Genomic DNA, 25,606 nt, shown 5'->3' with positions numbered 1-25,606 from the left:
CTGTCCTGATTAGATTTCCAGATCGGAAATATCCGCGCCGGATTTCAGCGCATCATGAACCCATTGCGGTTTCCGGCCACGACCTGTCCATGTCTGGTCCGGATTTGCAGGGTTGCGGTATTTGGCCTGTGCCTTGCTGCCTTTTACGGAACGCGGCGCGTCGCCCGACAATTCGGATAGCGAGAAGCCAAATTCAGCAGCTGCCTTTTCCGCCGCTTTCAGCGCTTCCTGACGTTCACGTTTCTCAGCGTTTACAAGGGCTTTTTCGACGTTTTCGCGCAGAGATACCAGCTCTTTTCGCGACATCGTTTCCAGGTTTATCCCCATAATCTTGTCTCCGTCCTGATAAGTGTTACCGCGTGCGCCAAGGCGCACCGCAATTGCAAACAACGCGATACTCTACTCCCAATGAATTGGGAATAGAAACGGGGAAATAATTGGTTAAAACGTCCGTTATTCAGCGGCCAGGTTTTTCGGGTCCACCAATTCCACAATATCGCCCATGATCGAATTGAGTTCGAAATTCTTGGGGGTGTAGACTTTTGCGACGCCCATGGCCTTCAATTGTTCCGCATCCTCATCCGGAATAATTCCGCCGACAACGACAGGGATGTGATCCAGACCCGCTTTGCGCAGCCGTGCAAGGACATCCTCGACCAGCGGCAGATGGCTGCCGGACAGGATCGACAGACCGATGACATGCGCGTCGTCATCTGCGGCGGCGGTCACGATCTCTTCGGGGGTCAGGCGAATACCTTCATAGCTGATGTCCATACCGCAATCCCGCGCACGGAATGCGATTTGTTCCGCACCGTTCGAATGGCCGTCCAGACCGGGCTTGCCGACCAGGAATTTCAGGCGGCGGCCCAGCTTGTCGCTGACGGCGTCCACCGCGGCGCGCAGGTCGTCCAGACCTTCGGTCTTGTTCGAAACCGAGCCCGACACACCTGTCGGGCCGCGATAGGTGCCGTAAACCTTGCGCATTTCCTCGGCCCATTCACCGGTGGTGACACCGGCCTTTGCGGCGGCAATCGACGGCTCCATCACATTTGTGCCGTTCTGCGCAGCCTCACGCAGCGCGGCCAGTGCGGCCGTAACGGCGGCATCATCCCGCTCGGCGCGCCAGTTGTTCAGGCGGTTAATCTGTTCCTGCTCGACAGCCGGATCAACAACCATGATCCCGCCATCTTCGGTTTGAAGGGGCGAGGGCTCACCCTCGATCCATTTGTTCACGCCGACCACAATGGTTTCATTGCGTTCGATCCGGTTCAGACGCTCGGCGTTGGAATCGACAAGGCGGGATTTCATGTACTCGATCGAGGCAACGGCACCCCCCATCGAATCGAGGTTGGCCAGTTCGGCGCGCGCGCCTTCCTTCAGTTCCTCGACCTTGGCGTCCACCGCCGGGTTGCCGTCGAACAGGTCACCATATTCCAGCAGGTCGGTCTCATAAGCCAGAATTTGCTGCATCCGCATCGACCATTGCTGATCCCATGGGCGGGGCAGGCCAAGCGCCTCGTTCCAAGCCGGCAACTGCACCGCACGGGCGCGGGCCTTTTTCGACAGGGTCACGGCCAGCATCTCGATCAGAATGCGGTAGACGTTGTTTTCCGGCTGCTGCTCGGTCAAGCCCAGCGAGTTCACCTGAACGCCATAGCGGAATCGGCGGAATTTTGGGTTCTCGACGCCGTAGCGGTCTTGCAGGATTTCGTCCCAAAGATCGACGAAGGCGCGCATTTTGCACATCTCGGTGACAAAGCGGATGCCCGCGTTCACAAAGAACGAAATCCGCCCGCACAGCGCCGGGAAATCCTCGGCCGGAACACGAGGGCGCAATTCATCCAGAACTGCGATGGCGGTGGCCAGCGCATAGGCCAGTTCCTGTTCCGGCGTCGCGCCTGCCTCTTGCAGGTGATAAGAACACACGTTCATCGGGTTCCATTTCGGCACGTGGGTATAGCAGTACTCGGCCACGTCCGCGATCATCTTCAGCGACGGTTTGGGCGGGCAGACATAGGTACCACGGCTCAGGTATTCCTTGATCAGGTCGTTCTGCACCGTGCCTTGCAGTTTCGAGACATCCGCGCCCTGTTCCTCGGCCACCGCGATATACAACGCCAACAGCCACGGGGCCGTGGCATTGATCGTCATCGAGGTGTTCATCTGCTCCAGCGGAATCTGGTCGAACAGAACCCGCATGTCACCCAGATGGCAGACCGGCACGCCCACTTTGCCAACCTCGCCACGGGCCAGAGTATGGTCACTGTCATAGCCGGTTTGCGTCGGCAGATCGAAGGCCACCGACAGGCCGGTCTGACCTTTTGCCAGGTTTCCACGATACAGCGCGTTCGAGGCTTCGGCGGTGGAATGACCGGCATAGGTCCGGATCAGCCAGGGGCGGTCTTTCTGCGTCTGCGTCATGGGCGGGCCTCGCATGTCGTTCGGTAACAAAATTACGTATGAGGGTTCTAAAGCGCAATTTTCAGGACATGTCAATTCGCTGCGTTGCGGCATTTCAAAATTGTGCAGATTGTGAGCGGTTTCGATTAGTGGCACTGTGCCGACATGATGCAAACCGTGGAACTTCCGCTCTGGCTTTTCCTGCTGATCGTGGTCTTTGCCATGGTCACGTTCGCGTCGCATTTCTTGTTCCCATCGGTGCGCTGGTTTTTTCGCCGCAGGCTGGAACGGGCGGTGTCGCGATTGAACAAACGTCTGCAACGCCCGATTCAGCCGTTCAAGCTGGCCCGGCGGCATGACATGATCCAACGGCTGATCTATGACCCGCAGGTCGGGCACGCCGTACAAAATCACGCGCGCGAGGAAGGCATCCCCGAGGCAGTGGCCTTTGAAAAGGCCCGCCGCTATGCGCGCGAAATCGTGCCCTCGTTCTCGGCCTTTGCTTATTTCAGCTTTGCCATTCGTTTGGCCCGGTTGCTGAGCAACACGTTCTACAACGTGCGCCTCAGCTATGAAGACGAAAGCGCCGTCAAGGACATCGACCCCGAGGCAACGGTTGTCTTTGTCATGAATCACCGCAGTAACATGGACTACGTGCTGGTCACCTATCTGGCGGCGCAGCAGTCGGCCCTGTCTTATGCTGTGGGGGAATGGGCGCGGGTCTGGCCGCTCAGCCGGTTGATCCGGGCAATGGGGGCGTATTTCATCCGACGGAAGTCCGGTAGTGAGCTGTATCGGCAGGTCCTGGCCAGCTATGTCCGCCACGCGACCGAGGCAGGCGTGACCCAGGCGATGTTCCCCGAAGGCGGGCTGAGCCTGACCGGCGCGCTGGGTCGGCCTAAGTTGGGATTGTTGAAATACATCATCGATGGCACCTCGCCGGACGGGCGGGATGTTGTGTTCGTGCCTGTGGCCCTGAACTATGACCGGGTGTTGGAAGACACCATTTTGACCCATGCCGCTTTGGGGACCGAGCGGCGCTTTCGTGCGCGGATCGGTGTCATCACCAGCTGGATCGTCAAGCAGCTCTGGCGTCGCCTGATCGGGCGGTACAAACGGTTCGGGGTGGCCTCGGTGCGGTATGGCCAGCCGATCTCGCTCAAGGAATTCTCGGCCAGGGCGGGCGATGACATCATGACCGATCTGGCCCGTGCGCTGATGGTGCGGATCGGGGCGGCGATACCGATGGTGCCCGGCCCGGCGGCCTGTTCGTTGTTGCGCGAAAACGGTCCGATACCCGAGCAGGACGTGAAGGCTCGGATCGTCGCGATGATGGAGCAGGATGGCGGCGAATCCGCCGAGACGGCGACAGCCGTGACAGACGCGCTGGATCAGTTTGTCGAGCGCCGCATTCTGAGCCGAGATGGGGACATGCTATGCCTGTCTGGCCAGCGCGGCGATCTTCTCGATTTCTACGCCAACTCACTGCCCAACCACATGAATTCCGATGATTCTGCGGATGCGAAAGAAATTTCTGCACCTGCGGGGTCATAAAATTACAAATTCGATCCAAAAACGGTTGCAATATTTCGCGTCGATCAATATTCCAGTCGATGAAGCGCGCGATTCTGCGTCGCGGCAAAGGTATTGAGAGAAGGAGGCCAGCATGGCTTTGGACACCGAAAGCGGTATCGCGTCGTACGAGGCACCCGAAAAGGACCTCTATGAGATGGGGGAAATCCCTCCGATGGGGTTTGTGCCCAAGCAGATGTATGCCTGGGCAATCCGGAAAGAACGTCATGGTGAGCCCAACACCGCCATGCAGCAGGAAGTGGTCGATGTGCCGACCCTGGACAGCAACGAAGTGCTGGTTCTGGTTATGGCTGCGGGCGTGAACTATAACGGCGTCTGGGCTGCACTGGGTCAGCCGATCAGCCCGTTTGACGGCCACAAGGCACCCTATCACATTGCGGGTTCCGATGCGTCGGGCATCGTCTGGGCCGTTGGCGACAAGGTCAAGCGCTGGAAAGTCGGCGACGAGGTTGTCATCCACTGCAACCAGGACGATGGCGATGACGAAGAATGCAACGGCGGCGATCCGATGTATTCGCCCAGCCAGCGCATATGGGGTTACGAGACACCCGACGGCTCGTTCAGCCAGTTCACCCGCGTGCAGGCACAGCAGCTGATGCCGCGCCCCAAGCACCTGACCTGGGAAGAGGCCGCCTGCTACACGCTGACGCTGGCAACCGCCTACCGGATGCTGTTCGGTCACGAGCCGCATGACCTGAAACCCGGTCAGAACGTTCTGGTCTGGGGTGCCTCGGGTGGTCTGGGGTCTTATGCGATCCAGCTGATCAACACCGCAGGTGCAAATGCGATCGGTGTGATCTCGGACGAAAGCAAGCGTGACTTTGTCATGGGTCTGGGTGCCAAGGGCGTTCTGAACCGTAAGGACTTCAACTGCTGGGGTCAATTGCCCACCGTGAACACTCCGGAATATGCCGAGTGGTTCAAAGAGGCCCGCAAATTCGGCAAGGCGATCTGGGACATCACCGGCAAAGGCAACAATGTCGACATGGTGTTCGAACATCCGGGCGAAAGCACCTTCCCGGTCTCGACCTTCGTGGTCAAGAAAGGCGGCATGGTTGTGATCTGCGCCGGCACCACCGGCTTCAACTGCACCTTCGACGTGCGCTATATGTGGATGCACCAGAAGCGCCTGCAGGGCTCGCACTTTGCGCATCTGAAACAGGCCGCAGCCGCGAACAAGCTGATGGTCGAGCGTCGTCTGGATCCCTGCATGTCCGAAGTGTTCTCGTGGAATGATCTGCCCGAGGCGCATATGAAAATGCTGCGCAACGAGCATAAACCGGGCAACATGTCGGTACTGGTTCAGGCCCCGCGGACCGGCATGCGCACCCTGGAAGAAGTGTTGGACGCGCGCCCCTAATCTGCCCGCAAAACAGACAAGAAACACCCGCGAATCGGCCTTTCGGTTCGCGGGTGTTTTGCGTTTTTCACCCGCCCTTCGGCCTTTCAACAGGTTGCAAAATCACCCCTCGCTGTTTTTGGGGAGTAGAAACCGGTGAATAGGCTGAAAAAGATCATACATGTTATGGTTGTGTTAACCCTTCGTTAACTGTTTCAGAGAGACCCTGATGGCGCAAAATGAGTGGATTTTGGACGTATTGTCGGACCTCAACGCGTTCGCCGTTGCGAATGGGTTAACCGCCTTGGCCGAGCAGCTGGATGATACACGGCTGATCGCTGCGGCCGAGATCGCGTCCATGAAGGATGAGGCACGGGCGCCCGCGGATGGGAACAGAACTCGATTTGGGTCAGATCCTGCAGGATTTGGAAAACACCAGCACGCTTGACGAGCTCAGCGCGGTTGCATTTCGACTACGTGACCGTCTGAAGGTCGCACATCTGACCTATCACTGGGTGGACGGGGCCGGGGATCAATACGGTTGTACCACCTATTCCGATGACTGGGATGAACGGTATCGGGAAAAGAACTACCACCGCATCGACCCTGTCATTCTGGGCTGTTTCCAGCGGTTTCACCCGGTCGACTGGAAGGCGTTGGACTGGTCGAGCAAAGTGGCCAAGGTCTTTCTTCAGGACGCACTGGCGCACGGGATCGGCAACCAGGGCTATTCGATTCCGATCCGGGGGCCCAACGGGCAATTCGCGCTGTTCACCGTGAACCACAGTTGCGACGATCAGACCTGGCAGGATTTCATCTCGACCTACGGGCAACAGCTGATCCTGGTGGCGCATTACATCAATCGCAAAGCGCTGGAGTTTGAAAAGGACAGGCAGCCCGAGTCGACGCGTGGCCTGTCACCCAGAGAGATCGACGCGATTACCCTGCTGGCGCTTGGATATAGCCGCGCGCAGGTGGCCCATTCGCTATCGATTTCCGAGCATACTTTGCGGGTCTATATCGAAAGCGCGCGGTCGAAACTGGGCGCGCAGAACACAACGCACGCAATAGCCACAGCACTCAGCCGCGGGTTAATAGTGGTTTAAGAAAAATAATATGTAAAACAGATATTTATACGAAATGTCCGTAATAGTCCCGTAATCAGCAGCGTTTCTGTCTCAGGTTGATTTGCGGCTTCATTTTCAACTTGACATAGCTGACAAAAAATGTTATAAAACAATATCTTACGAGAAAGCTGGTGCAGATTACGCCGGAACTGCCAGACAAAAACCCGGTTATTCGACGCAAGTAGGCGATGCGTGGTCCCCGTGTTTAGGGGATGAGGCTTTTTCGGGATGAAACCCGTCGATTTTATGACTCCAAAAGAGCTTGCGGAGCGTTGGAAAACCACAACTGATGCGCTCGCGCAGCAGCGACACCGCGATCTTGGTCCGCCGTATGTGAAGGTGTCCAACCAGACAGTCCGATACCGCAAGCAAGACATTCTGAATTGGGAAACCAAGCAGACGCACAACACTATGGAGGCTTCAGCATGAGCATGCCTCCAAACGTGGGCCTGATGGAAAAGGCGTCAATTGACGATCTCAAGGAGATCATCTGCTACCAGCAAGGCCAAATCCAAGAACTGCTAAGCGTGGTCAACAAGCTGGCAAGCGACAACATCAGAGTTGCGCGAGACCAGAACATCCTAAGCGAAAACCAGCGGCTCATTCAAAGCGATATGGCGCGGCTACGTGACGCCGTGATCTCGCTTTCAACGCCTAACGAGGAGAAGCACTGATGCAATCGATCCTAGACGACATCGTAGAGAACCTGCCCAGCACGCCTTTTGAAGCCACCGAAATGGGTCAGATTTTACTGCATGGTACTGAGGCGCAACTACGAATGCGCATCGCTCAGCTTGAAGACGACAGGGCGGCGCAGGACGAAAAGATCAAGAAGCTAGAGGATGCCCTAGGCACCATGGTCAAAGCGATTGATGATCGCCTAGCGAACATGGACAGAGCCGTAGATGCAAATACCATGTTCCGCTTTCGAGTTATTCACGCGTTGGTGGAAACCGGGCTTATCCCAGAGCACACCGAGAGCGACCCCAAGTCAGTGCCAGCGGCGATTGCTGAAATCGTGTCTAGCCTTAACGACAATTGGGATAGCACCCGGCACAACCGAAGCTTGATCAACGGTCTGATTAAGCGGATGGATCACAACTAGGATAACTCTCTTGGCGTTGTTCGTTGGGGGAATACAGAAGCGTATTCTCCCACTGACGCCATCATGAGTAGGTCCCTTGCTTACTCGAATTCAGGAATACTATTCAGCGCGCCGCAGTATTCTCCTAGTTCGGCCTCAACACATATTACACTTCCCGGACCACCCGAACGGTACTCACCACAAATTGGTTCAGCCACATACTTTACATCTATGCAAATCTCTCGTTTGAACCAGTCGGGATAGTAAAGCGTACTCGTTACAAAGCCTTTGCCAAAGCTGTCCCCAGAAGAAGTGCCGACCCCGCCAAATATTTTTATGTCACCCGGAGTTAGCCCTGTTTCAGCCCAGGTAACTTTATCTTCGTCTGGGATCGTAACGCCAGTCCCGCGTTCGAGAGCATTTAGTGCGAACATTCTTGCAGGAAGCGAGTTTTCCACGTCTTCTTGGTATTCGCCCGCCAAGATTGTAAGGCTCAACCTAGCTAATTCTAAGTCTATCTCGCGGTTCTCTTTTTCGTATTTCAGTTCAATTTCACGGATCGCAGACTTGTAAGTATTTGTTGATGCAAGGTAGCTAAACAGCCCTGCCAATCCGGCAGTAATTGCGCCGCCAACAACGAACTGAAGAAAGTTGTTCGTTCTGCCGCTTCGCGCAGCAGATTGCGCGGCTTCTTTATTCACCAGAGCAGTTTTGTGTTCGAGTTCGGCAATCTTGAGGTCAAATTCGTCGGCCATAATAACGTACTCCAAACTTCCGCTATCGTCGTGAAGACAGCCGCATCAGTCAACCTTGGCCCAATTTTCTCAAAACAGAAAACCCCGCCTAGCCGTGGCCAGCGCGGGGTTTCTTGTTAGGTGGGTGTCTCTATCAGGACACCCTCAATATACATCTAACCTATTGATAACAAAAGATAATACTTGACAAATCATAAAAAGTATAGTATTATCAATGTGTTAGGGTGGTGCAAATCTCTATCAAGGAGAAAGATGTGACAAATTCAAAAATGGTATTGCCGGAGGATTCCGGCTTAGTTGGTTGTGCTGGCGCTGAGCGCATCACAGGTCTTTCGTATACGACGCTGGCGCGGTTTCGTAGCGAAGGCATCGGACCAGAGTACATCCGCACCGGGTCCGGGCACATCTACTACAAGCAGTCAGACTTGGTTGATTGGATGGCCAGTGACAAGCGGTTCTATCCAGACGGTTCTTTCGGTCCTGACGTGCTTGTGGACTATCAAGCGAAGATGTCGGCACCGCCTCAACCTCCTAATGAGGGGGACAAAGAACCTGACGCAACCGCCACAGCGGCGGAGTAAGTGTCATGGCTAATATTAAGCTTGATGGCAGCGAATGGCCATTTGAGAGCGGGTTCTATGCTGGTGACGATCTAAACGTTGACGACTGGACCGAAGAAGAGTGCGTAGAGGCATCAGCAGACGCGACAGCGTGTCTAAACGACTATCAGGGGCCGAGCATATCGACAGAACTTGACCCGGTTTACCAAGCGCTATTGCCGGGGTTCTTGCGCAAACGTGAACGGTTCTTGCGGCGACAAGAAAGAGACGAATTTGTCAAAGATGAGGGCAAATTGATCGATCTGTCAGACGATGCTTTCATCTTAGACAACTTCGACATGGTTGAGGGTCTGATCCCGCGTAGGGGCAGGGTCGGCATCTTGGGGCCGTTCAAGTCCGGGAAATCGGTTATCTCATCTGCGCTAGGCTTGCACATCGCTACGGGTAAGGACATCGGCGATAGGTTTGTAGAGCAAGGCGTCGTCATACACGTCATGTCCGAGGGTGACGCTCAAAGGAACAAGAACCGCATCTTAGCTTGGTGCCGTGAAAACGGCGTAGATACAAAAGCGGTACTAGGCCGCTACATCCCGCTATCTGCTAAATACAACCTCACAGAAAGCGCTAATGAGCTTATCAATGATGTTACTTTCTACGGCGGTGCTGATCGCGTTGACGTAGTTATCGTTGATCCGCTGATCGAGAATTTCAGGGGCAATGAGAACAGTTCAGAGGACATGATCAGGTTCATGGACAACTGTCACAAGATCGCAAAGCACATTGATGGTGTCGTTATCATCCCGCATCACACTGGCATGGACCAAAGCAGGGGCGCGAGAGGCAGCACCGCTTATGAGGGCGCGGTCGATATGGTACTGAAAATCGATAAGCGCACAGGCAGCAACCAAGTTAAAGTTAAGTCAAGCGCCAGCCGTGACGGTGTTCTAGGCGACGGTATCAAGGGCGAAATCATCAGCCACGCTATCGGCACCAACAACAGGGGCAGGGACGTTTCATCGCCTGTTTTCATGTTCAAAGGCAATCTGAGTGGTCAAGAGGATGGTTCGGGTGATTTCAAGCACTGGAACGACCTGACGCCTAATCAAGAACGGATAGTCACCGCTTTGTATGGGCGTTTCATTCGTGATCGAGGCAAGCCAGAGCGTGAAGAATTTGTAGAGCAAATGGTAAATGGCTGGCCGGGGGAGAACCTACCGAGGACCAAACGCCAGTCGGTTAACCGCACGATAGCATCACTTATGAAGAAAGGCGTACTTTCAGAGGATGGCACAATGCTAGGGCTGGCGTTTGACTTCCACCAGTTCTGGCAAAACCAACCGCGCCCTGTGCCTGACGATCCCGCCGAGTAAATCCCCTCTGGAGGGGGATTAAAAAAGTTAATAAAAACAAAGGCTTATGGGTGTAGCGGGTGTAGCAAGGTGTAGCAAAGGTGTAGCAAGCTACCGTGTGCTACAGTGTAGCAGTGTAGCAGGCGAAGCACCCCCCTTGGGGGCTGCTACACTACTACACTACACCGCTACACCGATCTGGACGAATTTCGAAAGCGGGGCCGAGAAATCGACTAACCTACAGATTTCGTTGAATTTTTTGCTTGACATACCATAGGAGATATGGTATAGTCATTGTATAGGCACTTTTTGCGCGACAGCCGAGCTAGGGCAATCGAGTGCCAATAAGATCAACGGCTTATTGGCAATTAAGAGCTATGGCACGGCAGCGCAAAGATAGTGCTAGCCAGATCATGCAGCGGCTGGACTTCGATCCGCTGAAAACGCTGGTCAGGCAAGCGAACAAGATGCAGAAAAACGACCCGGACTCGAAAGAGCTTCGGGCCTTATGCGTTGAGCTACTGCCCTATGCTTACGCCAAGCTGAAACAAGTTGACGCCACCGTACAGCATGACGGTGAAGTGACGATTACAATCGGCGGCAAGCCAGTTTCCGCCCCCAGCGTGGGGGACTAAATGGACACTCGCATAAACATTGATTTCCGACCCGAACAAGAAAGCCTGTATGCAACAGCCAGCCGCTTCGCTATCCGCGTTGTGCATCGTCGCTTTGGTAAGACATGGCAGGCGATTGCAGAGCTACTTGTTGGCGCGTTGTCTACTGCGCTCAGCGATTGGCGGGGCTTCTATGTCGCTCCGACATTTAAGCAGGCCAAGCGGATTGCATGGGATTACATCAAGCAGTTTTGCCGAGACATTCCCGGCGTTGTCTTCAATGAACAAGAGCTAAGAGCCGACTTCAAGAATGGCTCACGCATCCAGCTATTGGGTGCTGAGACATACGATAGCTTACGTGGTCAATATGCTGACCACGTTGTCTTGGATGAGGCGCAGCTAATCCCGTCTGCGGCGTGGTCTACTGTCATCCGTCCTATGCTGGCAGACCGCCAAGGCCGTGCAGTCATACAAGGCACGCCAGCAGGCAGGCACAATCTGCTGTTTGACTTGTATGAGTATGCAGGCGGCGACGATCCTGATTGGTCAAGCCACCTGCTGACCGTGAACGATACGAGCGTGCTTGACCGGAATGAGGTCAGGGCGATGCAGCGGGAAATGAGCCAGTCCGAGTATGAGCAAGAACTGCTTTGCTCATTCAATGCTGCCATACGTGGTGCCTACTACGCCAAGGAAATGATGGCGGTCGATCAGCGGGGCCAGATCACACAAATCAAGTACGACGCTGCCGCGCCGGTCTACTGCGCCATGGACTTGGGTTGGTCTGACCTGATGGTCTGTCACTTCATCCAGCCCGTGGGTACAGAGCATCGCTTTCTATGCACCAAGGCGTATGCAGAAACCAAACTGCCAGACGTTGTGAATGAGTGGAAGACACTACCATTCGGCATTGATACCGTGATCATGCCTCACGACGCAGTGCAGCACGAACTGACCAGCGGCATGACCCGCGAACAGGTTGTGCGAAATATGGGTCATGACGTGCGCGTTGCACCGCGCGTTAAGTCAAAGCACGAGGGAATCGAACAGGTCAGGGCGCTATTGCCGCACTGCTGGTTCGACAGGGACGAATGCAGCACGACTGTTGAGGCATGTTTCAGCTATCGCGCTGAATACGATGAAACGCGCCGTGTCGTGAAGCTATCGCCGGTCCATGACTGGTCATCCCACTACGTTGACGCAATCCAAACATACGCGACTGGCAGACCGGATCACATGGTTGATTGGTCCAGCTTTCCGCAGACAGCGCGGCCTAGCCGGGTGAGGTTCTAATGACAGTCAAACAGAACCCCAAACAGCAAAAGCTGCGCAGCTTGATCAGTCAGGAAATCGCCAATTCTGAGAATGCGGAAAGCTCGGAGATTTACCAGAACCGACAGGACGCGCTTGACTACTATGAGGGCAAGCGGCCAGCGCCAGAAGAAGACACCGCAGGCGACTATATCGTCTCTACGGACGTCGCCGACATGACGAACGCTGTGCTTGCTCAGCTAACGCCAATGCTCAGCACAGACGCGCTTGTCACCTTTGAAAGCAACGGCAAGCAGGATGAGGAAGACGCCCGCGCTGAGTCAAACGCAGTCAATAACGTCGTCATTGAACGCAACAACGGCTTCATTGAACTTCAAGAGGCAATCAAGGACGCGTTGCTACTGCGCAATGCCGCATACAAGGTCTACGTTGACGATGATGTAGACGTGCGCAGCATCAAAACTGAAATTGTCCCCCAAGAGGGGGGAGAACCGCAAAAGCTATCCAATGAACAGATCGCGGCATTGCTTGAGCCGCGCACGTCCGAAGAAACGCGCGAGCTTGTTGGTGATCGCGTGCGCATTACCACGACTAAGCGGCATTTCCGTTGCGAAGCGGTGCCGATTGAGAACATCCTTTATGAAGCCAACGCCAGCAGCGGCGATGTGCAGCAAATGCGGTTCTTTGCAGAGCGTCTGTATTACACGCGCTCAGAGCTTGTCGAAATGGGCTTTGACAAAACCCAAATCGATCAACTCCCATACATCAGCGATGAACAACACCTCGTTACGCGCAAGCGGAACAAGTCGAACCAGACCGCGAACCTAGCGCACACCAAAGATCAGCAAACCATAGAGTGTTATGAGGCTTACTGCCTCTATGACATGGACGGTGACGGTATCAGCGAGCGTTACAAGGTGCTTTATGCTGGCGGCTATGTCATGGAATACGAGGAAGTCGATTTAATCCCGTATGCCGTAGGTACAGCGTTTATTCAGAGCCATCGCCTACTAGGTGAAAGCCTGTTTGATCACCTACAGCAAACACAGGTCTACAAGACGTTCCTGTTGCGTCACTGGATGGACAACATCGGCTATATCAGCGGCGGGCGCTGGGTAGCCGATCCGACCCAAGTGGATATGCGCGATTTTCTCAATGGCGGTAAGCTCATCAAGACCAAGAACCCCGCTGCACCGCCGATAAGGATCGATGAAAACGACATTGGCGGATCGATCCTCAATGCTCTGACCTACCAAGACAAGATGCGCACAGAGCGGGGCGGTGCTGCGCTGGATATGATGAGCGCAGACGCTCAGTTAGTTGGCGAGACCGCGCACGGCATTGAACGCCAGTATGGGCAGCGTGAACTGCTTGTGTCGTTCATGGCACGCAATCTAGCAGAGACGCTAATCCGCCCGCTGTACTTGCTCATGCACGAGTTCATGCGTCGTTACAGCAATGCGCCGCTATCACTTAAGTTCAACGGTGATTGGGTGGAAGTCGATCCAAGCCAATGGCCCAAGCGTGTGCGTTGTAATGTTAAAGCGGGATTGAGTACGGGCGAGAGATCGCACATTCAGCGCACGTTGGCGCAAATGCTGCAAATCCAGATGACCGCAATTGGTCAGGGTATGAACGGCGTACTTGCTGACGTTACCACGGTTTACAACACCATCCATGATTGGGCGGTGATGGCGGGTTTGGATGAACCTGATAGCTATTCGATCAACCCGAAATCTCAGGCAGCGCAGCAAGCAGCTAAGCGCAACAGTGAAGCGCAGAACGCACAGCAGCAATCGCAACAGCGCGTAGCCCAAGCGATGTATCAGCTTGAAATGATGAAGCTACAGCAGGCCGCAAAAGAGGCCAGTGACGAACTTGCCTACAAGTATTGGTCTGATCGTCTCAAAGCCGAGACCGATGAGGCCAAAATCGTGGCTCAAGGCATCACTGACTTGGAGAAAGTCCAGATGCAGGGGGAACAGCGTGAACAGTCAGCACTTAACGGCACTGCAAGAGGCACTGCCGACAATCAAGCAGATAGAGGAACAGCATGAGCGAGAGTTCTATGAGCAGTGGCTTGCTTGCGGAGACGCCGACACAGCCGAAAACCTCAGAAACCAAATTAGCGGAAGCCGCGCAGCCTTCCGAAGCCTCTACTTCGCAATCGAAAAGGAGCAAACCGCGCAGCCAACAAGACAAGCTGGCGGCGGTTAACGAACTGCTTCAAGGCGACAAGTCCCCCATGCAAGGGGACCTAGACACCGACGCTGGTAAGGGCAGCGATACTGGTGGCGGTGACGCCAACGGCCCCGGCGGGGCATCTGACAGCCCTTCTCCTGCGCATGACGTAGCCGGGGACGTTGGCGAACTATCAGTGAAGGAACTAGCCGAGCGGCTGGGGACTTCGCCAAAGAAGCTGTACGAAAGTGTGCAGATCACTACCCAAGAGGGTGAAACCCTGACGCTTGGTGAGGTCAAAGACCGCATTCAATCGCAGGAAGCGGCCACGCGAGAGATCGTAAAACGTGAAACCGCGATTTCAGAGCGCGAGAGCGCAATGCTGCAAAACATGCAGCTACTTCAATCGGTGCAAGACGATTTGAAGGGGAAGCTAGACCCGCAAACAGTTCAGAAATTGGCGCAACATACCCAGCAAACAGAGGCGCGAGAGCGCACGCTGATGATGCAGGCCATGCCAGAATTGGCGGACAAGGCGCAGCTAGAGACATTCCGCAACGATGTGGCGGAGATAATGCAGCCATACGGTTTCAAGCCGCACGAGCTTGTTATCCGTGATCACCGGATCGCTCTGGCGATTAAAGACTTGATCCAGACTAAGAGGCAGCTTGCAAAGCTCATGGAATTTGAGCCGAAGCAAGATCCTCCGAAGTCTCGTAAGCCGCAAGGCAAGCGCAAGCCCCCGAACCGTCAAGCCGAGACAATCGCAAACGCACGTGGCAGCGCACGACCGCAGGACAAAGCGGCTGCTGCTAACGCAATCTTGAAAGGGGCGCAAAATGCCTAATCCTTCAACGCATCAAGATTTTGCCGGGGTAGATTTCAACGGCACGATCCGCGAAGACGTAATGGACGCCATCTGGGATATTTCTGACTATCCCCTTCCATTCACTGATCTTGTCGGAAGCTCAGACGCAGAAAACCACTATCACGAATGGGTAGAGGACGAACTTGCAGACCCGGTTGTGGGTGGGTTCGTCGCGGACGGTGCCGACAGCGATCAAGACGACAGCAAGCTAGGTTTTCGACTTGGCAACCACACAGGTATTCTCACCCGAGAGGTCAAAGTTAGCCAGGCTGCGCAAGATGCCAACTCCATCGGCTCAATCGCATCCCTTGGCTATCAGGTGATGCAACGCCAAAAGGAACTGCGTCGGAACTATGAGGCGAATTTCCTTGGTATCCAAGGCAACACCGCAGATAGCGGTGACGGGGTGACACCCGGTGTGCCAGCTGGTCTAGCTACGCAACTTACCCAGCTTGATACGAGTTCAGGTGCAACAGGCGGTGGCTTTTCCGCTGGTTCGTGGACGGAAATTACACCCGGCACGAAAGTTGCGCTGACCGAAACGCTTGTCCGTGATGCTTGCCAAGCGGCGTGGGAAGACGGTTCAAACCCTAATGTCATTATGTCGGTCCCGTCAGTTATTCGCGCCTTGTCCGAGTACATGTTCACGTCATCTAGCCGCATCGCCACGCTGACACGTGAAACACAAGGTGTAGGCAAAGGCGGTGCTGCTGAGGCAATGGGCAGCGTGAACGTGTTCATCACTGACTTTGGTGTGACGCTGGACATGATCGCCAACCGTTTGCAGCAGCTTTATTCGGATGACACTGGTCCGGAACTAGACTCGGCAGCGGTCTACGTATTTGACCCGATGTATATCGATATTAGCTGGCTGACTGGTTACACCGTCGATGAACTGGCGAAAACCGGCTTGGCCGATAAGCGTCTCATGCATGCTAATGGCACCGTGTGCGCTCTTAACCGCAATGCGGGCCGGGTCCTTCTGGACATCGATCCAGCCGCAGCAGTTACGACCTGATGACAAAGTTAGCGGCACCATATGTTGCACGTGGTGGCAGAGCGGTAACCCGCTCTGCCTTCAACGAAGGCATTCAGGTGCCGCAACAAGACTTCGACAAGATCGCCACCAAAAACCCTGCGTTGAAATCCAAGGATCGCGTTGAACGGTCGGAGGCAATGAAAAAGGAAATTCTTAGTGGCGAACTAGCCAAGTATCGGAGGCGATAGACAGATGAATAAGCTGACACCCCTTAAACAAACGCCCGCAACCATCGTGCGAAGACCGGGGCAAATTGTAGTGCCTAAGAAGCCTCCGAAAAATCCAAGCTAATGCAGTTGATACGGGGCAGGCAAAGTTCGGTCTTTACAACGGCGCGACTGCAAACAGGCCAAAAACGTATGGGAATTTCACATTAACAAGAGGCACATGACATGAGCATCGGTGGCAGATCATCCGAGCAAAGCCAATACAGCGAAAGCAGCAGCAGCGGTATCAGCCTTGGCGGTAGCTCTGGCAGTACCTTTGTTGACCCATCACAAATGCCGTTTCTTGAACAACTGCGTCAAATGTCGATGGGCGTCTATGACAGCGTTGCGGAGCCGATTGCAGGAATTGGTAATGACGTGAACGCCCGCCTGACAGGTGCGTTAGACAACTTGGGCGGGCTGGCAAACCCTCAACAGGTGGTTGACGCTCAGCTAACTGGTTTGCAGGACGGTTTGGGCGAAATCTTTCAGCTAGGCATGAACCGGATTGGCGACAACGCCGTAACAGCAGGCGCGTTTGGTGGATCACGTCAGGGCGTTGCAGAGGCGGCGTTAGCTGGGGAAATCGGGGACGCATTCACCAGAGGTTACGGCGACATCGTGGCTAACGCATCGCGTCAATCAATTGACGCCAACAACTCAGTCATTAGCGGCGCTGGCCAGCTAATAGGCAACGAACTGACATCCAACTTCGCACCATTACAGGCGCTGCAAGGTTTGCTCGGTGATCCAACAGTGTTGAGCCAGAACGAGAGTTTCAATTTCGGTCAAACGGAAAGTCAGTCGAGAGGCGAGGGCAGCGGTCAGAGTGCTGGTTTCGGCTTTGGCTTCAAGTAATCCCCCAAGATAGGGGAGGGGAAACGACATGGTTGCACCAATTCTATTAGGTATTCTTGGCGCTGGCCTTGCCAGTCAAGCGGCGGTGCATGGATGGGCGATACCGGAATTCCGACGCCGCCAAGGTGCAAGAGCGCAAGGCATTCTGGATGACCTGCCAGAGGATGCCAGCGTTGACGACAAACGCGAGGCTTTGATGGGCGGCGGGTTACTTGACCCGTCTCGTTTTGCGGAAATCGGCTTTGAGGATCAGTCCAGCACCCGCGATTTCTTTGAACAGATGCGGCTGAATGCAGCCAACAATGACGCGGCGATGGCACGCACAATGGCAGGCATAAGTGCCAATGAGCGCAGCAACGCTTTGAACATCGCAAGCAACCTTGCCAGCGGCGGTGCGTTTGGCATCGGACAGCCCGCCATGGCGTCCCCACAAGACCGTGCGCCTTATTCAACGGGCACAGCACTTGACTACGCCAAGCAATCAATCGGGGCGATTGAAAGCAACAACAACTACGGTGCGATTGGTCCTGTTGTCCAAGGCGGGCAATACTCTGGCGAACAAGCGCTAGGCAAATACCAAGTCATGCCGGGTAACTTGAAAGTCTGGTCTCAAGAGGTCTTCGGTCGTGAGGTCGGCGCTGACGAATTCCTCAATTCGCCTGATCTTCAAGAGCAACTGTTCGACGCCAAGTTTGGCGAACTGATGCAGAAGCATGGTTTTGCTGATGCAGCGTCGATCTGGCATAGCGGGCGCGATTTAAGAACCGCCGCTAATGACGGTGCTACAGACGGTTACACGCGCACGGTTGACTACGTGAGTAGAGCCGTCAACGGCTACCAAGGTATCGCGCAAGCTGACCAATCCAATGCCGCCAGATATACGCCAGAGCTTCGTCAACTTGCCTCTGATACCGATAACGTTGTGAAGGTCGGCAACGACATCATCAACTACGTCACCAGCGCGGGACCGGGACGCCGCCTAGAACCATCTGTAATGGAAGGCTACCGCACTCAGGCTGAACTGACCCTCATTCCGGCGATGCAACAGCTTGTGGACAGCGGCGCGTTGCAGCCCGGTGAACTTGAGCAATTCAAGGAATGGATTGGTGATCCTCTCAGGATCAGTTTGACCAACTCTCAGATTGAGAAATTCCGCGCAACGATAACCGCTATTCAATCCCAAGCGGCGCGCACTCTGGCTGCAAACGGTGTCGATCCGCGCCTTGTTATGCAGGGCGAAATCTCACAGCGCACTCTAACTGCCAATGACCTGCCCAATGACGTGCAAGAGACAACGCTACCGCCGCGTGACCGTCCTACTTGGGATGAAATGAACGTTCAGCCGTAACGAGGTAACGCCGATGGCCGATATTCTCTACAGCGAAAGCACCGGGCAATACTTCGCAAAGCTGCCGGGTAACCGCTACTTGCCCCTGCAAAATGAGGACCAAGCAAGAGCGGTACAGGAAAGCGGCGTTGAGGCTTTCATAAACGCCGCAGGCAACGCTATCGGCCAAACGATCACGGGTGCTGGTGCTTTGGCACAGCTACCGGGCGCAAGGGATGCGTTCGACCAGCTATCAGGAACACAGCAGGCGCGAGTAGCCGCAAGCCCTACAGCGGGCCAAGTAGGGTCACTGGTGCCCGATGTTGCCGTTGGTGCTGCTACGGGCGGCTCCGGCCCTCTGGCGCGGCGTGTGGGCCTAACTGCGGCGGTTGAGGGCGGTTTGGGGGCGGCTCAGAACCCCGACAACCCGGCTATTGGGGCTGCTGTTGGCGCGGGCGCTGGTGCCATTGGTGGCGCTGGTTTAGGGCTGGCGGCATCACCCGGCGCTATCAAGGGTATTCGTTTGTCTGAGACAATCAGCAATGCCGTGAACATTCGCTCAGGACGCCGCGCCGAAATCAGGGCCATTAGGGAAGCCGCTGAAAATGGTACGCCGCTTAGACGGTCCCCTACGGTGGGGGACGACAGCTTGAGTGCGGCCCGCGCGGTTGATCCAAGCGACATTCAATCAACGCCGATCCTTGGGCGCGGCACGATCAACAGCCAGCGTCTACAGGACGATTATGGCTTTCCAACATCACCAGCGCAGGCGCGAATGTTGGACACTGGCGACCCTGCCGAGTTCAATTCTGCCAGAGCGCAGGACGCCGAAGAATTCAACAGGTTCCGCAGCGGTATTACCGGGCCGATCACGGCGGCAAAGTCGATTGCGAGACCGATTGAAGATTACGGCGCGCTGCGAACTGTCCAGCAGAACGCACTCAATACTGAGGTCATGCGTGCAATGGGCGAGAACGTCAAAACCGCAGCGACCCGGCGCAATGTTGGCGAGGCGCGCAAGGCTATCTCTGACAGCTACAACGACATCGCCGCCAGAGCCGCACCGATCAACGGTCAGCAGATCGCAGACAACATTGACGCCTTTGTCGAACGCGCAGCCCTAGACGACACTGTTAGCCGAAAGTTGGTCAGCTACCGCGACCAGATCAACACCTACCTTGACGATCAGGGCATGATTACCGCCAGGGATTTCATGGCTATCAAAAACGACGTCAAAGACACGCTGACCAAGGCTTACGGCCGCGAACCAAACCTCTTACTTGGCGATGCGCTACGCGAGATTGATACAGATATGGACGCAGCCCTGATGCGTGCGCTTGATCCAGAGGACAAAGCGCAGATGCGGGAAAACCGTTTCCGTTGGGGCGTAGCTAATGCTGCGCTGCGAAGCTCGGCGGCAACCAATGCTCGTGGTGACGTAAACATCCAGAGCTTCACCAATAGCTACGCCAGAGGAAACCGCCGCTTCAAGATCGGTTACGATGACAGCGAGTTCGCCAACTTTCTAGACACCGCCGCAGCGGTGATGATGAAAGAGGTTCCAGACAGCGGATCGCCGCGCGGCGTGGCTGAACTATTCAAAGTGGTTGGCGAGGCCGCAGGAGTGCCCGGCATGGGCTTGTTGCGATGATCCACACTGTACCGCCCGAAAGCCTGACAGAGATGATCCTGCGCTACAAACCGCAGATCGAAGCGGCGTTACGCTATGCGGATAACAGCCACAGCTTTGATCAGATCGTGTGCGCGGTGCTATCCGGCACGTTGCATTTCTACCCGCTGGAAAACGCTTTCGTGATTATGGAACTGCGCAAGTTTGGGCAGTTCTCGACTTACCACTGTTTCTTGGCTGGCGGTGATTTCGAGGAAATCAACGATCTAACTGCAATCGCCGCTAAGAACGCCAAAGCCCTTGGGGCAAAAAAGCTGACCCTGACCGGACGCAGGGGCTTTGAACGGCGTCTAAGGCCTCATAGCTGGATTGCCACGCACGTGCTGTTAGAGCGTCCCCTATCGTAGGGGAGTGCTTGAAAATCCTAATTGAATTATTAGGTTGAGATTGCGCCCGCCGGGGGAGGGCAAAGGCGCACGTGCCTGTGCGAAACAGTCAATGACCTATATAACTCTGCTTGCCGAATTGAGCGACATCATTGGAGCTATCGCTTCGGTGACGACCCTAATTTTGGTCTACAAATAAGGAGAGCCGCCCTACGGGGCGGTTTTTCAATGTTCCACTAAATGTTGAAACATCCACTTTTGGTGGATTTACATCATGTGCTGTGGCACATATCCTTGGATTTATGAGGTAGGACCAGTGAAATTTACTTTCGACGGTTAGTTCACTGGCCCCATCTGAGACGACTGGTTTCTAAACCAGTCGTCTTACTTCACTATTAGCAAGTAGAATACCCTACCTAGCCAATAGAGTGCGTTTAGCACTGAGCGGTGTAAATCGGACATTTGTTCCTCCTTTCTCCTACTCTTGTTCGGCTGTCACTGCCGCCAGTGTGATGCTGCGAATCAGCGTCATAAGATGGATACCAACGTAACGTGCCGCCCTCTGCGCTACAACGATATTGATCTCTCTCAGGTGTCCAAAAGTCGAAAAATGACACCATATGTGGTAATGAATGGCAACATAGGACAACATATGGGGGTAATTATGGGTAATAGCTTGGCGTATTTCTTGTGGATAAACTGTGAATAGTCTGTGCAAACCAGGCCTAGCGGTGGGTTCTGGTACAAAAAAAGAACATTTGCGGCTCAATTAGTGCGTACCGCAGCGATGCGACATCGGCGTATGGCCCTATCTACTTTGAACGAACGGGACCTTTGCGGTTTCTCCATCAATTCCCCTACTGTGGGGGACTTAAATTGCATCCAGCAGGCTTTCCGGCGTGATATGCGTATATCGCTTCAATGTGTTCCAGTTCTTATGACCGCTGACCAGCGCCACTTGAGGGACACCATAACCTTTTTCGAACATCCTGCTTATCCCCTCATGTCGGCAGGTATGGGCCGTGATCCCCACTAAGCCAGCCTCGGCCACCGCCGCTGTTATCGCTTCGTTAACCTTGTCCTGAGAGAAAGGGAACGGGCGCAGCGTTCCGGTATTGCGCAGTATCTCATAGGAGCGGCCTAGCAGCGGTACACGATCAATCCGGTTCTTTTCGTGGGGGTCCTTCCGGTTTCGAATGGTGATGATCTGCCCGTCTATGTCGTTCTTGGTCAAAGCGCACATTTCGCCAGACCGGATGGGCGTGTCGATCAGGAACGGTACTACGTAAGAAGGGATGCGGTTTGACTGCCAGTTTCGAATGATGGCGTTTTCTTCATCTATACTGATACGGCGGTCGCGGTGTTGGACCTTGGGCATTTCGCCGCCCTTTTCCAAGCTGATCCGCGCTGCTTGTACTGCGTCAATGTTGGTTTCAATGAACCAAACTTGTTTAGCGTGTTTGAGCATTCCTTGGAGCGTAGCTAAGTCAATTCTGGTCGTACCTAAGCCGTACTCACGGTTCAGTGCCCACTCACGCACGGTGTTGGGCATCAGGTCATCTACGGACAATGTCATGTCCTTTAGAAGCCTGTTGACGGCGGCAGACTTACTTTCTGACCACGAATCGCCTTGCTCTTTTTCGTATCTTTTCAGAAGTGAACTAATCGGTTTACCTACGGGAACTTCGAACCCTGTAAGCTTGTCAGCCTCCAAAGCACGCTCCGTATCTTCCGCCCAACGTTTAGCTAAGGCTTTGTTACGAAACGTTTTGCTCTTGCGCTTGCCTTGCTTGTAAACCTGCGCTTCCCATCCCGTAGCAGTCTTTTTGAAAGTCGCCATTTTCAGACCTTGAATCCGTAAAATTCCCGTAAACAAGTATTAATCAGTGTTATTCATGTCAATGATGTTAGCCAAAAAACCCTTATTTATATGGAAAAGTCTCGATTCCTCTAAGGATAAATCTTAATAGTGGTTTAAGCAACGTACGGTCCTCGAACAGTTAATTAACCACGTATCTGTACCCCTTTCGTTCTTAAAAGAACGACGAGGGGAACACGTCATGTTGCGTTATCTGTATGCTGACGAGCTGCATAAATTTCCAATTCTGGCCGAGGGGATGTTTCGCGATCGCGCAGATCAGTTCAAAACCCGTTTGGGTTGGGACGTGCACGTTAACGAAAAAGGGGAAGAGCGGGATCAATATGACGATCTCAATCCGCTCTATGTCATCTGGGAAGAACCCGATGGCAGCCACGGGGGATCGATGCGGGTGCTGCCCACAACCGGCCCGGTGATGGTGAACGAAGTCTTTGGCCATCTGAACGAGGGCGAGCCGATCTGCAGCCCCTTGATCTGGGAGGTGACGCGCTTTTGCCTGTCCCGGACCGCCAGTCCGCATACCGCCGGGGCCATCATGCTCAGCGGGGGCGAGATGATGGAAGGGTTCGGCCTGACCCATATCGTCGGGGTGTTCGATGCGCGGATGATACGCATCTATCGCATGATCGGCTCGTCCCCGATCGTTCTGGGGACAGAGGGCAAGGGGCGCGATCAGATCTCGGTCGGGCTGTGGCCATATTCGGCAGATGACTGCAATCGCGTGGCAGCGCGGGCGGGCATCCCGCGGGACCTGTCGCGCCTGTGGTTCAAGACCGCTTTTGGCCCCGGCAGACGGCACCGGTTTGCCTTGTCTGCGTGACGGCGACGAAAACGGCATTCCGCATCTGGTGGTGGCTGGCGCGGCCTTGTAGGGTCGCGCCATGTCTTTGCCCAATGTGACCTTCTCGGACGATCAGGCCGCCGCATATGACAGCATCGCCGAGATGCTGCGCTCAGCCGGTGTGGACCTGGAAGATGATGCGCTGCTCAAACTGCCGGGGGCCGGAAAATCCGGTGTGATGGCGGTGATCGGCAAGGCGGGGTCGGGCAAGACTCTGTTGCTGGCAGAGCTGTATAAGGCGCTGGCCGAAACCGGCGTTCAGATCGTGTCGGGCGACTATGAAAGCCGTAAATCCAGGGACAAGCGCACGCTTGCGATTCTGGCCCCCACGAACAAGGCCGCCAGCGTCCTGCGCCTGCGCGGTGTTCCGGCCACAACCATCCACCGCATCCTCTATACGCCGGTTTACGACCCCGAATATGAACGCATCGCCGAATGGCTGGCCGGAAATGACGACCGGCCCGAGATCGAGGGCCTGACAGATGAGGCGCTGGATCGCGCAGCGGCGTTTTATGAAAACAACAAATCAATTCCCGGCGCGTTGGCGGCTGCGGGGTTGCGTGGATCGGATTTCATCACCGGTTGGAAACGCCGGGATGAGCCGCTGGATATTGGCTTTGTCGACGAAGCCTCGATGCTGGATGACCGGCAGTTCGAAGACCTGAAAGAGATCTTCCCGACCCTGCTGATGTTCGGCGACCCCGCTCAGCTTGCCCCGGTCAACCAATCCGGCAGCATGGTGTTCGAGGCGCTGCCAGAGCCGCGCAAGCTGGTGCTGCACCGGGTCCACCGGCAGGACGCGGATAACCCGATCCTCGATCTGGCCCATGCGTTGGCCGATGCGTCCATGGGGTTCGAAGATTTCGAGCGTCTGGTCGAAGACACCGCCCGCCGCGATGATCGTGTCGTCTGGGGCCAGCGGGTCGAGGTTGATCTGATGGCCCGCAGCCCGGTTCTGGTCTGGCGCAATGCAACGCGCATCCGGCTGATCCAAGCGTTCCGGCAGGTCCATGGTGCGCCGGATACCGAGTTGCTGGAAGGCGAACCTCTGATCTGTGACGGGATCGAACTGCCTTTGAAACACCGCAAGAAGCGGCTGGATCTTGAGGCGCGCGGGCTGATCAAGGGCGCTCAGGTTGTCTATCTTGGGCCGGGGCGCAAGCCGGGGTTTTCGCGCTTGCATGTGATGGGGGCCGAGGACCCTCAGGTCAGTGCAGCGTCGATTGTGCAGATCGAAAAACCGGACGAAGAAGAACCGTTCATCCCTTATGCTGCCCGCATGGGGGCGACGTTTTTGCACGGCGCGGCGGTGACGATCCACAAGGCGCAAGGGTCCCAATGGGACACGGTACAAGTCTTTGCACCAGACATCTATGCAGCAGCCCGGATGGGCCGGACCGAGGCCGGGCAGCCATTGTGGAAACGGCTGGCCTATGTGGCCATCACACGGGCGCAGGAGCGGCTGATCTGGGTGGTGCGCAACCGACTGTCGAAACCCACCCATCCGCTGCGCGTGGACGACCTGCGCGCGGTCCCTGCGGCATCCCTGACATTGGAGGCGGAAGAGACATGAAAACCATCATCGTCACTGGCGCAAGCTCGGGCATCGGGCAGGCCACGGCCGAGCTGTTTCTGGCCGAGGGCTGGATGGTCGGCCTGTTGGCCCGCAGCGAAGACAAGCTGGCCGCGATGGCTGACGGTCAGCCGCGCGCTGTGCCATTGGTTGCGGATGTGACGGACCCCATCGCCGTGGCCCGAGCCTTTCGATCCTTTGCCAACCGGGCCGATCGGCTGGATGTCCTGTTCAACAACGCGGGCATCTTTGCCCCCGGTGGCACAATCGACGAAATCGCGCTGGAGGATTGGTACCAAAGCGTCAACGTGAACCTCAACGGGATGTTCCTGTGCGCGCGTGAGGCGTTTCGGCTCATGCGCAGCCAGGCGCCACAAGGGGGACGGATTATCAACAACGGCTCGATTGCGGCCTATGTTCCACGCCCCAACTCGGTGCATTACTCGGCCACGAAACATGCCATCACCGGCCTGACCCGCAGCCTGTCATTGGATGGGCGCGACTTTGGCATCGCTTGCGGTCAGATCGACATTGGAAACGCCCGCACGCAGATGGTTCAGGGGCTGGTCGATGCGGCCGTCGCGAACGGAGAAACGCCGGACCCGACAATGGACGTGCAGGACGCAGCGCGATCTGTCTTGCACATGGCCAATCTGCCGCCCGAGGCGAACGTGCAGTTCATGACCGTGATGGCTACCACGATGCCCTATATCGGGCGGGGCTAA

The 25,606-nt window shown here is 55.4% G+C and carries 25 protein-coding genes; 21 read left to right on the top strand and 4 right to left on the bottom strand.

All coding sequences use genetic code 11. The features are described 5' to 3' along the window. Positions 1-9 precede the first annotated feature (9 nt). On the bottom strand, positions 10-327 hold the full coding sequence (locus ACR0C9_RS14570; RefSeq protein ID WP_170455626.1) for an H-NS histone family protein: 318 nt from the start codon (positions 325-327) through the stop codon (positions 10-12). Positions 328-453: 126 nt separating this feature from the next. After that, complete coding sequence (locus ACR0C9_RS14565; RefSeq protein ID WP_170624005.1) at positions 454-2,421, bottom strand: protein meaA; 1,968 nt, start codon at positions 2,419-2,421, stop codon at positions 454-456. Positions 2,422-2,565: 144 nt separating this feature from the next. Here ACR0C9_RS14565 and ACR0C9_RS14560 point away from each other — a divergent pair, with 144 nt between their 5' ends. The 6 genes from ACR0C9_RS14560 to ACR0C9_RS14535 all read left to right on the top strand — a co-directional run bounded on the left by ACR0C9_RS14560 (position 2,566) and on the right by ACR0C9_RS14535 (position 7,564). Next, positions 2,566-3,954 carry a 1-acyl-sn-glycerol-3-phosphate acyltransferase gene (locus ACR0C9_RS14560; protein ID WP_170455624.1) on the top strand — a complete coding sequence of 463 codons (1,389 nt, stop codon included), beginning with the start codon at positions 2,566-2,568 and terminating at the stop codon, positions 3,952-3,954. Between the two features lie 112 nt (positions 3,955-4,066). Beyond that, positions 4,067-5,353, top strand: coding sequence for a crotonyl-CoA carboxylase/reductase (ccrA, locus tag ACR0C9_RS14555; protein ID WP_170455623.1), 1,287 nt, complete (start codon positions 4,067-4,069; stop codon positions 5,351-5,353). Positions 5,354-5,718: 365 nt separating this feature from the next. Continuing rightward, the gene (locus tag ACR0C9_RS14550; RefSeq protein ID WP_170455622.1) at positions 5,719-6,438 is read left to right on the top strand and encodes a LuxR family transcriptional regulator; all 720 of its coding nucleotides are present in this window, start codon (positions 5,719-5,721) and stop codon (positions 6,436-6,438) included. A 249-nt stretch (positions 6,439-6,687) separates the two neighbouring features. Beyond that, the gene (locus ACR0C9_RS14545; protein WP_480781337.1) at positions 6,688-6,888 is read left to right on the top strand and encodes a helix-turn-helix transcriptional regulator; all 201 of its coding nucleotides are present in this window, start codon (positions 6,688-6,690) and stop codon (positions 6,886-6,888) included. Then, positions 6,885-7,133 (top strand): hypothetical protein, encoded by a 249-nt coding sequence (locus ACR0C9_RS14540; protein WP_480781336.1) that lies wholly within the window; start codon positions 6,885-6,887, stop codon positions 7,131-7,133. Before ACR0C9_RS14545 ends, ACR0C9_RS14540 begins: the two co-directional genes overlap by 4 nt. After that, a complete protein-coding gene (locus tag ACR0C9_RS14535; RefSeq protein ID WP_480781335.1) occupies positions 7,133-7,564 on the top strand; it encodes a hypothetical protein in 432 nt (143 codons plus the stop codon). Before ACR0C9_RS14540 ends, ACR0C9_RS14535 begins: the two co-directional genes overlap by 1 nt. An 80-nt stretch (positions 7,565-7,644) precedes the next feature. Here the strand turns inward: ACR0C9_RS14535 and ACR0C9_RS14530 are convergent, their stop codons facing one another. Next, positions 7,645-8,298: a hypothetical protein gene (locus ACR0C9_RS14530; protein WP_480781334.1), complete on the bottom strand. Its 654-nt coding sequence runs from the start codon at positions 8,296-8,298 to the stop codon at positions 7,645-7,647. Positions 8,299-8,552: 254 nt separating this feature from the next. Between ACR0C9_RS14530 and ACR0C9_RS14525 the strand changes: the two genes are divergently transcribed. From ACR0C9_RS14525 to ACR0C9_RS14470, 12 genes are all read left to right on the top strand, one after another. After that, on the top strand, positions 8,553-8,879 hold the full coding sequence (locus ACR0C9_RS14525) for a helix-turn-helix transcriptional regulator (protein ID WP_480781333.1): 327 nt from the start codon (positions 8,553-8,555) through the stop codon (positions 8,877-8,879). A 5-nt stretch (positions 8,880-8,884) separates the two neighbouring features. Continuing rightward, positions 8,885-10,228, top strand: coding sequence for an AAA family ATPase (locus ACR0C9_RS14520; RefSeq protein ID WP_480781332.1), 1,344 nt, complete (start codon positions 8,885-8,887; stop codon positions 10,226-10,228). A 392-nt stretch (positions 10,229-10,620) separates the two neighbouring features. Beyond that, complete coding sequence (locus tag ACR0C9_RS14515; RefSeq protein WP_480781331.1) at positions 10,621-10,842, top strand: hypothetical protein; 222 nt, start codon at positions 10,621-10,623, stop codon at positions 10,840-10,842. Beyond that, positions 10,843-12,114, top strand: coding sequence for a terminase large subunit domain-containing protein (locus ACR0C9_RS14510; RefSeq protein ID WP_480781330.1), 1,272 nt, complete (start codon positions 10,843-10,845; stop codon positions 12,112-12,114). It begins immediately after the preceding gene. Further along, positions 12,114-14,150, top strand: a complete 2,037-nt coding sequence (locus tag ACR0C9_RS14505; protein ID WP_480781329.1) for a portal protein — start codon at positions 12,114-12,116, stop codon at positions 14,148-14,150. Before ACR0C9_RS14510 ends, ACR0C9_RS14505 begins: the two co-directional genes overlap by 1 nt. Further along, positions 14,147-15,121 (top strand): hypothetical protein, encoded by a 975-nt coding sequence (locus tag ACR0C9_RS14500; protein WP_480781328.1) that lies wholly within the window; start codon positions 14,147-14,149, stop codon positions 15,119-15,121. The genes ACR0C9_RS14505 and ACR0C9_RS14500 overlap by 4 nt, the downstream gene beginning before the upstream one ends. Continuing rightward, positions 15,114-16,160 (top strand): SU10 major capsid protein, encoded by a 1,047-nt coding sequence (locus ACR0C9_RS14495; protein ID WP_480781327.1) that lies wholly within the window; start codon positions 15,114-15,116, stop codon positions 16,158-16,160. Before ACR0C9_RS14500 ends, ACR0C9_RS14495 begins: the two co-directional genes overlap by 8 nt. Continuing rightward, positions 16,160-16,369, top strand: coding sequence for a hypothetical protein (locus tag ACR0C9_RS14490; RefSeq protein WP_480781326.1), 210 nt, complete (start codon positions 16,160-16,162; stop codon positions 16,367-16,369). Before ACR0C9_RS14495 ends, ACR0C9_RS14490 begins: the two co-directional genes overlap by 1 nt. A 204-nt stretch (positions 16,370-16,573) precedes the next feature. Further along, the gene (locus ACR0C9_RS14485; protein ID WP_480781325.1) at positions 16,574-17,245 is read left to right on the top strand and encodes a hypothetical protein; all 672 of its coding nucleotides are present in this window, start codon (positions 16,574-16,576) and stop codon (positions 17,243-17,245) included. A gap of 28 nt (positions 17,246-17,273) precedes the next feature. Beyond that, positions 17,274-18,593: a hypothetical protein gene (locus ACR0C9_RS14480; RefSeq protein WP_480781324.1), complete on the top strand. Its 1,320-nt coding sequence runs from the start codon at positions 17,274-17,276 to the stop codon at positions 18,591-18,593. A gap of 13 nt (positions 18,594-18,606) precedes the next feature. Next, the gene (locus tag ACR0C9_RS14475) at positions 18,607-20,223 is read left to right on the top strand and encodes a hypothetical protein (RefSeq protein ID WP_480781323.1); all 1,617 of its coding nucleotides are present in this window, start codon (positions 18,607-18,609) and stop codon (positions 20,221-20,223) included. Beyond that, the gene (locus tag ACR0C9_RS14470) at positions 20,220-20,609 is read left to right on the top strand and encodes a hypothetical protein (RefSeq protein ID WP_480781322.1); all 390 of its coding nucleotides are present in this window, start codon (positions 20,220-20,222) and stop codon (positions 20,607-20,609) included. The genes ACR0C9_RS14475 and ACR0C9_RS14470 overlap by 4 nt, the downstream gene beginning before the upstream one ends. An 850-nt stretch (positions 20,610-21,459) precedes the next feature. On the opposite strand, the gene ACR0C9_RS14465 is transcribed toward ACR0C9_RS14470, so the two are convergent. After that, complete coding sequence (locus tag ACR0C9_RS14465) at positions 21,460-22,428, bottom strand: site-specific integrase (RefSeq protein ID WP_480781321.1); 969 nt, start codon at positions 22,426-22,428, stop codon at positions 21,460-21,462. A 220-nt stretch (positions 22,429-22,648) separates the two neighbouring features. On the opposite strand from ACR0C9_RS14465, the gene ACR0C9_RS14460 reads away from it, so the two are divergent. From ACR0C9_RS14460 to ACR0C9_RS14450, 3 genes are all read left to right on the top strand, one after another. Next, a complete protein-coding gene (locus tag ACR0C9_RS14460) occupies positions 22,649-23,287 on the top strand; it encodes an acyl-homoserine-lactone synthase (RefSeq protein WP_480781320.1) in 639 nt (212 codons plus the stop codon). 61 nt (positions 23,288-23,348) lie between these two features. After that, the gene (locus ACR0C9_RS14455; protein WP_480781319.1) at positions 23,349-24,881 is read left to right on the top strand and encodes an ATP-dependent DNA helicase; all 1,533 of its coding nucleotides are present in this window, start codon (positions 23,349-23,351) and stop codon (positions 24,879-24,881) included. After that, positions 24,878-25,606: an SDR family oxidoreductase gene (locus ACR0C9_RS14450; RefSeq protein ID WP_480626997.1), complete on the top strand. Its 729-nt coding sequence runs from the start codon at positions 24,878-24,880 to the stop codon at positions 25,604-25,606. Before ACR0C9_RS14455 ends, ACR0C9_RS14450 begins: the two co-directional genes overlap by 4 nt.

Source organism: Ruegeria sp. C12, from assembly GCF_056537745.1.
Note: the sequence above shows the minus strand (reverse complement) of the source record. Positions and strands in the feature narration are given on the sequence as shown.